This window comes from Mycobacterium kyorinense (assembly GCF_001672775.1).
In the GTDB taxonomy this organism is placed as follows: Bacteria; Actinomycetota; Actinomycetes; order Mycobacteriales; family Mycobacteriaceae; genus Mycobacterium; species Mycobacterium kyorinense_A.
The window spans coordinates 33,983-46,832 of the sequence record NZ_LZKJ01000085.1; the positions used below are offsets into that span (position 1 = coordinate 33,983).

Below are 12,850 nucleotides of genomic sequence, written 5' to 3' on the forward strand. Positions count from 1 at the left end.
GGCATCACTTGGCAGTGTCTCGCGTCGATCTGGCAGTCGCCGAGCGGCACGCTCAGAGGTGTTCGACCCACCACCCCGAGGAGTTCTGACATGACCGCCGTTACCGGACTACCTACCCGCCCCTTTGCCGACTCGACCGACTCGCTGTTGCGGTTCGCCATGCGCGCCGACGCCACGCTGACCGGGCTGGCGGGCCTGGCCGTCGCTGTTGCCGCCGACCCGATTTCGTCGCTGACCGGACTGAGCTCTGTGCAGGAGTACGCGCTGGGCGCCTTCTTCGTCCTCTACGGGCTGGTGGTGTTCAGCGTGGCGGCATTGCCGAACCTGCGCCGCGCCGGAATCGGGGTCGCGATCGCCAACATCGTGTACACGCTGGCGGCCGTCGCTGTCGTGGCGTCCGACTGGCTGCCGTTGACTGCCACCGGTGTCGCCGCAACGTTGGCCAGCGGGGTGTACACCGCGTTCTTCGGTTATCTGCAATACCTCGGAGTGCGCCGCCTGTCGGCGTGACTCCCTCCGGTGTCGGTGCGGGGCGCCGCCGTTCGAGGTTTACGGTGCGCGGCCCCGCACCGGCTCATGTCCCAATCGTGCCGAGCGTCGAGTTGTTGTGGAAAATCCACGATTTTCGCCCGACAACTCGACGTTCGGCGCTCACGGGGATTACAGCTTGCGCAGCCGCAGCCGGTTGATGGAGTGATCGGCGTCTTTGCGCAGCACCAGGGTGGCTCGCGGCCGGGTGGGCAGGATGTTTTCGACCAGGTTGGGCCGGTTGATGGAGCGCCAGATGTCGCGGGCGGCGACGACGGCCTGCTGGTCGTTCAGCGCGGAGTAGTGGTGGAAGTGCGAAGCCGGGTTGGCGAAGGCCGTCGAGCGCATCGCCAAGAACCGCGACACGTACCACTGCTCGATGTCCTCGATCCGGGCATCGACATACAGCGAGAAATCGAACAGGTCCGACACCATCAGCGTCGGCCCGGTCTGCAACACGTTGAGGCCCTCGAGGATCAGGATGTCGGGGTGGCGCACCACGTGTTTGGCGCCGCGCACGATGTCGTAGTGCAGGTGCGAATAGACCGGCGCACATGCGTACTCCGAACCCGACTTCACCGAGGTGACGAAGCGCATCAGCGCGCGCCTGTCGTAGCTTTCCGGGAAGCCCTTGCGGTGCATGAGGTTCCGCCGCTCGAGCTCGGCGTTCGGATAGAGGAAGCCGTCGGTGGTGACCAGGTCCACCCGCGGGTGGTGATCCCAGCGGGCCAACAGCGCCTGCAGCAGGCGGGCGGTGGTCGACTTGCCGACCGCCACGCTGCCGGCCACCCCGATGATGAAGGGCACCGGCCGGTCCGGGTTTTGCTGCGGCTCACCGAGGAACTCGGCGGTTGCGGCGAACAGCCGCTGCCGGGCGGCAACCTGCAGGTGCAACAACCGGGCCAGCGGCAGGTAGACCTCTTCGACTTCCAGCAGGTCGACTTGCTCGCCCAGACCACGCAGCGCGACCACTTCTTCTTCGGTCAGCGGCAGCGGCGTGGACATACGCAACGCACGCCACTGACGTCGGTCGAACTCCACATAGGGGCTCGGCTCGCTCAGCCGCGGCATGGGTGTCAGTCTTGCAGGGGCGACGCGGATAGCGTTAACCGGTATGGAGCCCGCCACGCTGATCCGTGAGTACCTGTTGCTGGGGTTGCGCTTCGACCGCGTCGAGGCCGGCTACGTCGACGCATTCACCGGCGATCCCGCGCTGCGTCACGAGGTGGCCAACGAACCGGCGCCCGACCCGGCCGACCTGGTAAGGCAAGCCGAGCGGCTGCTGGCGGCTCTGCCAGACACCCCGCGTCGCAACGGGTTTGACCAAGCTCGCGCCGACTACCTCGGCGCGCATCTGCGCGCGCTGGCCTGCGCCGGTCGGAAATTCGCCGGGCAGGACATCGGCTTCGTGCAGGAGGTGCGCGACTACTTCGACGTCGACATCGCCAAGGGTGACCCCGACAGCTACCGGCAGGCGCACGCCCGGCTCGACGAGGTGCTGGGCGGCAGTGGCCCTCTGGCCGACCGGATGGCCGCTCACCGCAGCGCCGAAGAGATCCCGCCGCAGCGGCTGGCCGAGTGCATCGACGCGTTCTCCAGCGCGCTGCGCGACCGGGTGCGCAGCGAGTATCCGCTGCCCGACACCGAAACCGTCGACTACCAGGTGGTCACCGACAAGCCGTGGTCGGGATTCAACTACTACCTGGGCGGCTACCGCTCGACGGTGGCCGTCAACGCCGACCTCAAACAACTGATGTCCAACCTGCCGCGGCTGGTCGCCCACGAGTCCTACCCGGGACACCACACCGAGCACTGCCGCAAAGAAGCCGGGCTGGTCAACCGGCTGGGGCAGGCCGAGCAGACCATTTTTTTGGTCAACACCCCGCAGTGCCTGATCGCCGAGGGCCTGGCCGATCTGGCCCTGCACGTCGCGGTCGGCGCCGGGTGGGGCGGCTGGGCCGCCGAGATCTACGCCGACTTAGGTCTGCGCTTCGACGGCGACCGGGCCGAGGCGGTGTCGGAGGCGACGGCGGCGCTGGCCGGTGTTCGCCAGGACGCGGCACTGATGCTGCACGACGAGCACCGCGACGTCGACGAGGTAGCCGATTTCCTGCGGCGCTGGCTGCTGGTCAACGACACCCGCGCCCGGCAGATGCTGCGCTTCCTGTCCTCCCCGCTGTGGCGCGCCTACACCAGCACCTACGTCGAGGGATATCGATTGCTGCGCAGTTGGCTAGATGACCGGCCGGCCGGTGTCAGCCTCATCGAACGGTTCGGCCGGCTGCTCGACGAGCCGCTGATCCCGTCGGCCCTGCGCTTAGGCTGACCCTATGGACGCCGAATACGCCGACACCGCGAGCGCCGCCTACCGCGCTGCCCTGCAGGTCGTCGAGTCCGTCGAACCTCGCATCGCCGCCGCCACCCGCAAAGAGCTTGCCGACCAACGTGATTCGCTGAAGCTGATCGCCAGCGAAAACTACGCGTCGCCGGCGGTGCTGCTCACCATGGGCAGCTGGCTGTCGGACAAATACGCCGAGGGCACCATCGGGCACCGCTTCTACGCCGGCTGCCAAAACGTCGACACGGTCGAGAGCGTGGCCGCCGAGCACGCCCGCGAACTGTTTGGCGCGCCGTACGCCTACGTGCAGCCGCACTCGGGCATCGACGCCAATCTCGTTGCCTACTGGGCCATCCTGGCCGCGCGGGTCGAGGCGCCCGGCCTGGCCGAGGCCGGCTTCAAGCACGTCAACAACCTGTCCGAGGCGGACTGGGAAGCGCTGCGGCACAAGCTCGGTAACCAGCGGCTGCTGGGCATGTCGCTGGACGCCGGCGGGCACCTCACCCACGGGTTTCGGCCCAACATCTCCGGCAAGATGTTCCACCAGCGCAGCTATGGCACCGACCCGCAAACCGGGCTGCTCGATTACGACGCGGTCGCCGCGGCGGCGCGGGAGTTCAAGCCGCTGGTCCTGGTCGCCGGATACTCCGCCTACCCGCGGCGAATCAACTTCGCCACGATGCGCCAGATTGCCGACGAGGTCGGCGCCACCCTGATGGTGGACATGGCGCACTTCGCCGGGCTGGTGGCCGGCAAGGTGTTCACCGGCGACGAGGACCCGGTTCCGCACGCGCAGATCACCACCACCACCACGCACAAATCGCTGCGCGGACCGCGCGGCGGGCTGATCCTGGCCCAGCCGGAGTACGCCGACGCCGTCGACAAGGGCTGTCCGATGGTGCTGGGCGGGCCGCTGGCCCACGTCATGGCCGCCAAGGCCGTCGCCCTGGCCGAGGCCCGCCGGCCGGCGTTCCAGACCTACGCCCAGCAGGTCGCCGACAACGCGCAGGCGCTGGCCGACGGGTTCCTCAAGCGAGACGCGCGGCTGGTCACCGGTGGCACCGACAACCACATCGTGTTGCTGGACGTCACGTCGTTCGGGTTGACCGGGCGGCAAGCCGAGTCGGCGCTGCTGGATTCCGGTGTCGTCACCAATCGGAACTCGATCCCCGCCGACCCCAACGGCGCCTGGTACACCAGCGGCATCCGATTGGGCACCCCGGCGCTGACCACCCGCGGGTTCGGCGCCGACGACTTCGACCGGGTGGCCGAACTCGTCGTCGACGTGCTGGCCAACACCACGCCGCAGGGCACATCGAAAGCCAAATACACGTTGGCCGACGGCACTGCCGACCGGGTGCACGCCGGGGCAGCCGAGCTGTTGGCCGCCAACCCGCTGTATCCCGGGCTGACGCTGTAGCCATCGGGCACGCGCGCCACCTTGACCCGCACGTCGTCGGCCCCACATGCCAGACTGGCCGACGTGACTGCTGCACCCGACACCGCCACGTCCGTGATGTCCGCCCCGCTCACCGAGGTCGACCCCGACGTCGCCGACCTGCTGGGCAAAGAGCTCGGCCGGCAGCGTGACACGTTGGAGATGATCGCCTCGGAGAACTTCGTGCCGCGCTCGGTGCTGCAGGCCCAGGGCAGCGTGCTGACCAACAAGTACGCCGAGGGGCTGCCCGGCCGCCGCTACTACGGCGGATGTGAACACGTCGACGCGGTGGAGAACATCGCCCGCGACCGCGCGAAGGCACTGTTCGGCGCCGAATTTGCCAACGTGCAGCCACATTCGGGCGCCCAGGCCAACGCCGCGGTGCTGGCGGCGCTGATGGCGCCGGGGGAGCGGCTGCTGGGCCTGGATCTGGCCAACGGTGGTCATCTGACCCACGGCATGCGGCTGAACTTCTCCGGCAAGCTCTACGACGTCGGCTTCTACGGTGTCGACCCCGCGACGCATCTGATCGACATGGATGCGGTACGGGCCAAGGCCCGCGAGTTTCGTCCGAAGGTGATCATCGCCGGCTGGTCGGCCTATCCACGAATCCTGGACTTCGCGGCGTTCCGCTCGATCGCCGACGAAATCGACGCGACGCTGTGGGTGGACATGGCCCACTTCGCCGGCCTGGTCGCGGCCGGCCTGCACCCCTCGCCGGTGCCGCATGCGCAGGTGGTGTCGACCACCGTGCACAAGACACTGGGCGGCCCACGCTCCGGGCTGATCGTCGGCAAGCAGGACTACGCCAAGGCGATCAACTCCGCGGTCTTCCCCGGCCAGCAGGGCGGCCCGCTGATGCACGTCATCGCGGCCAAGGCGGTGGCCCTCAAGGTCGCCGGCACGCCGGAGTTCGCCGAGCGCCAACAGCGCACCCTGACCGGAGCGCGCATCCTCGCCGAGCGGTTGCTGGCGAGTGACGTCGCCGAGGCCGGGGTGTCGGTGGTCAGCGGCGGCACCGATGTCCACTTGGTGCTCGTCGACCTGCGGAACTCTCCGCTGGACGGGCAGATGGCCGAGGACCTGCTGCACCAGATCGGCATCACCGTCAATCGCAACGCGGTGCCGAACGACCCGCGGCCGCCGATGGTGACCTCGGGGCTGCGGATCGGTACCCCCGCCCTGGCCACTCGCGGCTTCGGCGACGCCGAGTTCAGCGAAGTCGCCGACATCATCGGCACCGCGCTGGCCAGCGGCGATGCGGCCGACGTGCCGGCGCTGCGGGACCGGGTGACCCGGCTGGCCCGGGCGTTTCCGCTGTATGACGGACTCGAGGACTGGAAGCTGGTCGGCTCCTGACGACACGTCCCCGGTGATTTCACGAAACATGTAAACCTGGGTTACAGTTACTTTATGGCACAGAAACCTGTAGCTAATGCACTGACCCTTGAACTCGAGCCGGTGGTCGAGGCAAACCTGGACCGCCATCTGAACACCGAGGACATCTGGTTCGCGCACGACTACGTGCCGTTCGAGCAGGGCGAGAACTTCGCCTTCCTCGGTGGGCGTGACTGGGACCCGTCGCAGGCGTCGCTGCCGCGGCTGATCACCGACGCCTGCGAGATCCTGCTCATCACCAAGGACAACCTGGCGGGCTATCACCGCGAGCTCGTCGAGCACTTCATCCTCGAGGACTGGTGGGGTCGCTGGCTTGGCCGGTGGACCGCCGAGGAACATCTGCACGCGATCGCGTTGCGCGAGTACTTGGTGGTGACCCGGGAAGTGGACCCGACCGCCAATGAAGAGGTCCGGGTCCAGCACGTGATGAAGGGCTACCGCGCCGATCGCTACAGCCAAGTCGAGACCTTGGTGTTCATGGCGCTGCACGAGCGTGCCCACGCGGTGTTCTGCCGTAATCTCGCGGCGCAGATCGAAGAGCCGATGCTGGCCGGGATGATCACGCGGATCGCCAAAGACGAAGAACGCCACGAGGAGTTCTTCGCCAACATCGTGGCGCACTGCCTGGAATACACCCGCGACGAGACGATCGCCGCGATTGCCGCCCGCGCAGCCGAGTTCGGGGTGGTCGGCGGGGACATCGATGCCTATCAGGACAAGGTGGCAAGCATGGCCGACAGCGGGATTTTCGGCGACTCGCAGCGGCGGCAGGTGATTTCCGACCGCATCACCGCGTGGGGGCTGGCCGATCAGCCCGAACTGCAGCAGTTCATCCAAGGCTGATTGCTTCTTTCCGCCGCGAGCGTGCGTGGTTGCACGTAGTTGCGCGGCGTGTCGCGGACAAACACGCACGCTCGCGGTCGACGGGCGCGGTACGCACGGCGCGCCTGCACGGCGGGTATGTGGCGACCGGAGTAGCGTCGCATTCGATGGCTAGCGACGTGCTCTGCTGTCCAGACGGCACCTCTTGTCACGACATCGGCAAGACTTCATGGTGGCGACCCGTCCCCCTCGCCGCTCCGCGGCTGGGGGCGCCCCCAGCGCCCGGCTCTGCCGCGCTGGCGATCGCCACGACCGCCCCCGGTCCTGGTGCCGCAGCCCCGCCGATACATCCGCGCGGGGGTCGCGCGGTTCGCGCAAGGAGCGCTCCGTGACTGATCCCCGGACGTTTGTGCTGGACACCTCGGTGCTGTTGTCCGATCCGTGGGCGTGTACCCGGTTCGCCGAACACCACGTGGTGGTGCCGCTAGTTGTTATCAGCGAACTGGAAGCCAAACGGCATCACCATGAGCTCGGTTGGTTCGCCCGCCAAGCGCTGCGCTTGTTCGACGACCTTCGACTCGAGCACGGACGGCTTGATCAGCCCATTCCCGTTGGTGCGCAAGGCGGTACGGTGCACGTCGAGCTCAACCACACCGATCCGGCGGTGTTGCCGGTCGGTTTCCGCACCGACAGCAATGACTCGCGGATCCTCAGCTGTGCGGCCAACCTTGCCGCCGAAGGCAAGCGGGTCACGTTGGTGAGCAAGGACATTCCGCTGCGGGTCAAAGCGGGCGCAGTGGGCTTGGCCGCCGACGAATATCACGCCCAGGACGTCGTCACCTCCGGGTGGACCGGGATGGCCGAGATCGAAGCAGCGGCTGAGGACATCGACGCTCTGTTCGCCGACGGCGAAATCGATCTGGCGGCTGCCCGAGACCTACCGTGTCATACCGGAGTCCGGTTGCTCGGCGGCAGTTCGCATGCGCTGGGGCGCGTGAACGTGCACAAGCAGGTCCAGCTGGTACGCGGCGACCGCGAGGTGTTCGGGCTGCGCGGCCGCTCCGCCGAACAACGGGTGGCGCTGGATCTGTTGCTCGACGAGTCGGTGGGCATTGTGTCGCTGGGCGGCAAAGCCGGAACCGGTAAGTCGGCGCTGGCGCTGTGTGCGGGCCTGGAAGCGGTGCTGGAACGGCGAACTCACCGCAAAGTCGTGGTCTTTCGACCGCTGTATGCGGTTGGCGGCCAGGAGTTGGGCTACCTGCCGGGCAGCGAGAGCGACAAGATGGGCCCGTGGGCGCAGGCGGTGTTCGACACCCTGGAGGGCCTGGCCAGTCCGGCGGTGCTCGAGGAGGTGCTGTCGCGGGGCATGCTCGAGGTGTTGCCGCTGACCCACATCCGGGGTCGTTCGCTGCACGACTCGTTCGTCATCGTCGACGAGGCGCAATCGTTGGAGCGCAACGTGCTGCTGACGGTGCTGTCCCGGCTGGGCGCCGGGTCGCGGGTCGTCCTGACTCACGACGTCGCTCAGCGCGACAACCTGCGAGTGGGCCGCCACGACGGCGTTGCGGCGGTGATCGAGAAGCTCAAAGGCCATCCGCTGTTTGCCCATATCACGTTGCTGCGCAGCGAGCGGTCACCGATCGCTGCACTGGTCACCGAGATGCTGGAGGAGATCAGCCAGGGGCCGCTGCCATAGCGGCGGTCGCAAGGGGCGGTCGCAAGGGCGGCGAAGCCGGGCGCTGCGGGCCGCCGCTTGGGTAGGCTGCCAGCGTGCCGAGACTTTGCGACAGCCAGGCCTGGCGGTACTGCCGTACCGTTCTCGGTGTCGTCGCGGCCACTGGGGTGCTGGTGATCGGGGCGTGTACCGGTCATGTGCGACGTGCCGATGCCGACAACGTCGACTGCACCCAACTCAAGTGTGTGGCGCTGACATTCGACGACGGCCCCACCCCGTTTACCGATCGGCTGCTGGAAACCCTGCAGCAGAACAACGCCAAAGCCACGTTCTTCCTGATCGGCAACAAGGTCGCGGCCAACCCCGCGGGCGCCAAGCGTATCGCCGAGGCCGGCATGGAGATCGGTAGCCACACGTGGGAACACCCCAACATGACGACGATCCCACCCGCCGATGTCCCCGGCCAACTGTCGAAGGCCAACGATGCGATCCGCGCGGCCACCGGCATCACCCCTACCCTGTGGCGGCCCCCCGGCGGGCTGACCAACGCGGCGGTGAACGAGGACGCCGCCAAACTCGGGCAGGCCGCAATCCTGTGGGACGTCATTCCGTATGACTGGATCAACGACTCCGACACCGCGGCCAGCCGTTCGGTGTTGATGACGCAAATCAAGCCGGGTTCGGTGGTGTTGTTCCACGATACCTATTCGTCCACTGTCGACCTGGTCTACCAGTTCATTCCGGTGCTCAAGGCCAACGGCTACCACCTGGTGACGGTCAGCCAACTGCTGGGACCGCGGGCGCCGGGCAGCGTCTACGGCAGCCGCGAGAACGGCCCACCCGCCAACGATCTGCACGACATCCCGGCCGCGGAGATTCCGTCGCTGCCCAATACGCCGTCGCCCCAGCCGATGCCCAACTTCCCGATCACCGACATCCCCGGCGCCAATTCGGGCGGGCCGAACAACGGCAGCTGACGACTATCGGGTCGAATCCGGCAACTCGCCGGCAACCGCCAGCAGTTCACTGCGGCCGATCTGGCTGAGCAGGCTGGCTGAGTCAAAGTAGATGCGCTCGTTGGTGATTCGATCACCGTCAAAGAAGAACACCGCGATGATCGGAACCCGAAACGCCTTGCCGGTCGGCGGCAGTCCGTAGAACTCACCGAGATTGGTGCCCAGCAGGTCGAATTCGGTGATGACCGCATCGTCGGCGACGTGGTATCGGACATTGTCGTGGCGTTGGTCGGGGAACGCGGTCCGCGTGGTCCGGTAGTAGCCCATCACCTCGTCATCACCGTCGAAGACCTGGCCGGTGGCCATGATCTCGTAACGCGGGTGTCCGTTGAAGGTCGCCAGCGTGCGGTCGAACTCCTTGGTCACCTCGGTGTTCATGTGCTCTTCGATGGTCGCCAACCGGCGCCGCCGAAGGTCGTCGCTGATCATCGCGAGTCGTCGGCCACCCGGGACATCGCCAGCACGTCGAGGCGACGGTCGAGTTCTTCTTCGGAGAGCTTCTCGCCGATCAGCCCGCGGTCGATCACGGTCTGACGGATGGTCTTTCGCTCCTTGAGTGCTTCTTTGGCCACCGCGGCGGCCTCCTCGTAGCCGATCGCCGAGTTGAGCGGCGTCACGATCGACGGCGACGACTCGGCCAGTTCGCGCAGCCGCTCGACGTTGGCTGAAAGCCCGGTGATGCACCGTTCGGCGAACAGCCGCGACACGTTGGTCAGCAGTTTGAACGACTCCAGCATGTTGCGCGCCATCATCGGGATGTAGACGTTGAGCTCGAACGCGCCGTTGGCGCCGCCCCAGGCGATCGCCGCGTCGTTGCCGATCACCTGGGCGGCGACCTGCGTAACAGCTTCCGGCAGCACGGGATTCACCTTGCCGGGCATGATCGAACTGCCCGGCTGCAGGTCGGGCAACTGAATTTCGGCCAACCCGGTCAGCGGGCCGGACCCCATCCAGCGGATGTCGTTGGCGATCTTGGTCAGCGACACGGCGATGGTGCGCAGCGCGCCGGATGCCTCGACCAGCCCGTCGCGGGCGGCCTGGGCTTCGAAAGAGTTGGATGCCGAACGCAATTCAGCCAACCCGGTGCGGTCGACCAGCACCTCGACCACCTTGGCGCCGAAGCCGTCGGGCGCGTTGAGGCCGGTGCCCACTGCGGTGCCCCCGATCGCGAGCTCACCCAGCCGGGGAAGGCACGCCTGCACTCGTTCGATACCGGCCTCGATCTGGCGGGCGTATCCGGAGAACTCCTGGCCCAGGGTCACCGGCACTGCATCCATCAAATGGGTGCGCCCCGACTTCACCACCGTGCGCCACTCGCGGGCTTTGGCTGACAGCGCATCATGCAGCACCTGCAGCGCCGGAATCAGATGGCGCACAGCCGCTTCGGTGGCCGCAATATGGGTGGCGGTCGGAAAGGTGTCGTTGGACGACTGCGACATGTTGACGTCGTCGTTGGGGTGCACCGTGACACCGTTGGCCGCCGCGATCGACGCGATCACCTCGTTGGTGTTCATGTTGGAACTGGTGCCCGACCCGGTTTGGAACACGTCGATGGGGAACTGGTCGTCGTGCTGGCCGTCGGCGATCTCGTTGGCGGCGGCGATGATCGCGTCGGCCTTCTCGGGCGCCAGCAGCCCCAGGTCCTTGTTGACTTGCGCGCAGGCGCCTTTGAGCAGACCCAACGCGCGGATCTGGGTGCGCTCCAGTCCGCGTCCGGAGATCGGGAAGTTCTCTACAGCGCGCTGAGTCTGGGCACGCCACAACGCTTTTGCCGGCACCCGGACCTCGCCCATGGTGTCGTGTTCAATGCGGTATTCGGCGCTATCGGCCATAGGGTGTGATCCTCGCTTGGGGTTGTCGATTACGGCAGGGGATATTGAGCGTTGGAATCGCCGGTGAAGTCGATCGCGGAGTATTCGTTGAGCTTCGAGAGCCGGTGGTAGGCCTCGATCATCCGCACCGTGCCCGACTTGGAGCGCATCACGATCGACTGGGTGGTGCAGCCGCCGGGGTAGTAGCGCACCCCCTTGAGGAGATCGCCGTCGGTGACGCCGGTGGCGCAGAAGAACACGTTGTCGCCGGATACCAGGTCCGCGGTGGTCAGTACCCGGTCGAGGTCGTAGCCGGCGTCGATCGCCTTCTGTCGTTCGGCGTCGTCGGTCGGTGCGAGCTGGGCCTGGATCTCGCCGCCCATGCAGCGCAGCGCCGCGGCGGTGATGATGCCCTCCGGGGTGCCGCCGATCCCGGCGAGCATGTCGGTGCCGGAGTCCGGTCGGCATGCCGAGATCGCGCCCGCGACGTCGCCGTCGGTGATCAGCCGGATGCGTGCCCCGGTGGAGCGGACGTCGTCGATCAGCTGGGCGTGTCGGGGCCGGTCGAGGATGCACACCGTCATATCCCGCACCGAGAGGCCCTTTACCTTGGCGACCGCGCGGATGTTGTCGGCGATCGGCGCGGTGATGTCCAACACGTGCGCGGCGTCGGGGCCCGTGGCGATCTTGTTCATGTAGTACACCGCCGACGGGTCGAACATCGCCCCGCGTTCGGCCACCGCCAGCACCGAGATGGCGTTGGTCATGCCTTTGCTCATCAAGGTGGTGCCGTCAATGGGGTCGACGGCGAAGTCGCAGTCCGGGCCGTCGCCGTTGCCGACTTCCTCGCCGTTGTAGAGCATCGGCGCGTGGTCCTTCTCGCCCTCGCCGATGACGACCACACCGCGCATCGACACCGAGTTGACCAGTTCGCGCATGGCGTCGACGGCCGCACCGTCGCCGCCCTCCTTGTCGCCGCGGCCCACCCAGCGGCCCGCGGCCATCGCCCCGGCCTCGGTGACCCGGACCAGCTCCATGGCCAAGTTGCGGTCTGGGGCTTCACGGCGGGAAGGAGCGTTCATGGCGCCGATTGTCCCAGAAGCAGGTCCGCGGTCTGGAGCTGGGATACTTGTGCTGTGACGACTCAGCCGCAGCCGACGGCCAAACCGGCCAAGCCACGGTTGCTGCAGGACGGCCGCGACATGTTCTGGTCGCTGGTCCCGCTGGTGGCCGCCTGCATCGTGCTGGCCGGCCTGGTCGGAATGTGCACCTTCGCGCCCGGCGCGAGCAACCGAGGACAGGTGCCGTCCTACGACGCGGCGGCCGCGCTGCGCGCCGATGCCCAGACGCTGGGATTCCCGGTCCGGCTGCCCCGGCTGCCGCAGGGCTGGCAGCCCAACTCCGGGAGCCGCGGCGATATCGAGGACGGCCGGATCGACCCGTCGACCGGTCAGAAGATGCGGGCGGTGACGTCGACAGTGGGATACATCAGCCCGACCGGCATGTATCTGAGTCTGACGCAGAGCAACGCCGACGAGGACAAGCTCGTCGGCTCGATCCACGTGGCGATCGCAAGCGCGGCGGAGCCGGGCGCAGCGGGTCGCCACGATGTGCATCCGTCGATGTACCCCACCGGCACCGTCGACGTCGACGGCACGGGCTGGATCGTCTACCAGGGTGACGGGAAAACCGAAGGCGTGTGGACCACCCGGCTGGACAGTTCTGCCGGTCCCGCACAGATTGCGATAACGGGTGCCGGAAACGACGACGAGTTCCGTACGCTGGCGGCGGCCACCCAGGCACAACCACCGTTGCCGCGCTAGA

General features: G+C 67.3%; 12 protein-coding genes. 8 read left to right on the forward strand and 4 right to left on the reverse strand.

Going from position 1 to position 12,850, the window contains the following annotated elements; genetic code table 11:
* The first annotated feature begins 90 nt into the window (after positions 1-90).
* Positions 91-510, forward strand: a complete 420-nt coding sequence (locus tag A5707_RS08930; RefSeq protein ID WP_065014140.1) for a hypothetical protein — start codon at positions 91-93, stop codon at positions 508-510.
* Between the two features lie 150 nt (positions 511-660).
* Here the strand turns inward: A5707_RS08930 and coaA are convergent, their stop codons facing one another.
* Positions 661-1,599 (reverse strand): type I pantothenate kinase, encoded by a 939-nt coding sequence (gene coaA / locus A5707_RS08935; protein ID WP_065014141.1) that lies wholly within the window; start codon positions 1,597-1,599, stop codon positions 661-663.
* 43 nt (positions 1,600-1,642) lie between these two features.
* On the opposite strand from coaA, the gene A5707_RS08940 reads away from it, so the two are divergent.
* The 6 genes from A5707_RS08940 to A5707_RS08965 all read left to right on the forward strand — a co-directional run bounded on the left by A5707_RS08940 (position 1,643) and on the right by A5707_RS08965 (position 9,176).
* Positions 1,643-2,854 carry a DUF885 domain-containing protein gene (locus A5707_RS08940; RefSeq protein WP_065014142.1) on the forward strand — a complete coding sequence of 404 codons (1,212 nt, stop codon included), beginning with the start codon at positions 1,643-1,645 and terminating at the stop codon, positions 2,852-2,854.
* Between the two features lie 4 nt (positions 2,855-2,858).
* Complete coding sequence (locus A5707_RS08945) at positions 2,859-4,286, forward strand: glycine hydroxymethyltransferase (protein WP_065014143.1); 1,428 nt, start codon at positions 2,859-2,861, stop codon at positions 4,284-4,286.
* 96 nt (positions 4,287-4,382) lie between these two features.
* Positions 4,383-5,663, forward strand: coding sequence for a serine hydroxymethyltransferase (glyA, locus tag A5707_RS08950; protein ID WP_065014189.1), 1,281 nt, complete (start codon positions 4,383-4,385; stop codon positions 5,661-5,663).
* A 54-nt stretch (positions 5,664-5,717) separates the two neighbouring features.
* A complete protein-coding gene (locus A5707_RS08955) occupies positions 5,718-6,545 on the forward strand; it encodes an acyl-ACP desaturase (protein ID WP_065014144.1) in 828 nt (275 codons plus the stop codon).
* Between the two features lie 367 nt (positions 6,546-6,912).
* A complete protein-coding gene (locus A5707_RS08960; RefSeq protein ID WP_065014145.1) occupies positions 6,913-8,220 on the forward strand; it encodes a PhoH family protein in 1,308 nt (435 codons plus the stop codon).
* Between the two features lie 74 nt (positions 8,221-8,294).
* On the forward strand, positions 8,295-9,176 hold the full coding sequence (locus tag A5707_RS08965) for a polysaccharide deacetylase family protein (protein WP_065014146.1): 882 nt from the start codon (positions 8,295-8,297) through the stop codon (positions 9,174-9,176).
* A gap of 3 nt (positions 9,177-9,179) precedes the next feature.
* Here the strand turns inward: A5707_RS08965 and A5707_RS08970 are convergent, their stop codons facing one another.
* Genes A5707_RS08970 through glpX form a run of 3 tightly spaced genes read right to left on the reverse strand, consistent with a single transcriptional unit; the run spans position 9,180 to position 12,108 of the window.
* The gene (locus tag A5707_RS08970; RefSeq protein ID WP_065014147.1) at positions 9,180-9,644 is read right to left on the reverse strand and encodes an ester cyclase; all 465 of its coding nucleotides are present in this window, start codon (positions 9,642-9,644) and stop codon (positions 9,180-9,182) included.
* Positions 9,641-11,047 carry a class II fumarate hydratase gene (locus A5707_RS08975; RefSeq protein WP_065014148.1) on the reverse strand — a complete coding sequence of 469 codons (1,407 nt, stop codon included), beginning with the start codon at positions 11,045-11,047 and terminating at the stop codon, positions 9,641-9,643. The genes A5707_RS08970 and A5707_RS08975 overlap by 4 nt, the downstream gene beginning before the upstream one ends.
* 29 nt (positions 11,048-11,076) lie before the next feature.
* Positions 11,077-12,108 carry a class II fructose-bisphosphatase gene (gene glpX / locus A5707_RS08980; RefSeq protein WP_156657704.1) on the reverse strand — a complete coding sequence of 344 codons (1,032 nt, stop codon included), beginning with the start codon at positions 12,106-12,108 and terminating at the stop codon, positions 11,077-11,079.
* A 54-nt stretch (positions 12,109-12,162) separates the two neighbouring features.
* Here glpX and A5707_RS08985 point away from each other — a divergent pair, with 54 nt between their 5' ends.
* Positions 12,163-12,849, forward strand: a complete 687-nt coding sequence (locus tag A5707_RS08985) for a DUF4245 domain-containing protein (protein WP_065014149.1) — start codon at positions 12,163-12,165, stop codon at positions 12,847-12,849.
* Position 12,850 lies beyond the last annotated feature (1 nt).

Coding starts and splice junctions, on each gene's coding strand:
- glyA (WP_065014189.1), top strand. CDS start 4,383: ATGTCCGCCCCGCTCACCGAGGTCGACCCCGACGTCGCCGACCTGCTG.
- A5707_RS08970 (WP_065014147.1), bottom strand. CDS start 9,644: ATGATCAGCGACGACCTTCGGCGGCGCCGGTTGGCGACCATCGAAGAG.
- glpX (WP_156657704.1), bottom strand. CDS start 12,108: ATGAACGCTCCTTCCCGCCGTGAAGCCCCAGACCGCAACTTGGCCATG.
- A5707_RS08975 (WP_065014148.1), bottom strand. CDS start 11,047: ATGGCCGATAGCGCCGAATACCGCATTGAACACGACACCATGGGCGAG.
- A5707_RS08955 (WP_065014144.1), top strand. CDS start 5,718: ATGGCACAGAAACCTGTAGCTAATGCACTGACCCTTGAACTCGAGCCG.
- A5707_RS08940 (WP_065014142.1), top strand. CDS start 1,643: ATGGAGCCCGCCACGCTGATCCGTGAGTACCTGTTGCTGGGGTTGCGC.
- A5707_RS08930 (WP_065014140.1), top strand. CDS start 91: ATGACCGCCGTTACCGGACTACCTACCCGCCCCTTTGCCGACTCGACC.
- coaA (WP_065014141.1), bottom strand. CDS start 1,599: ATGCCGCGGCTGAGCGAGCCGAGCCCCTATGTGGAGTTCGACCGACGT.
- A5707_RS08945 (WP_065014143.1), top strand. CDS start 2,859: ATGGACGCCGAATACGCCGACACCGCGAGCGCCGCCTACCGCGCTGCC.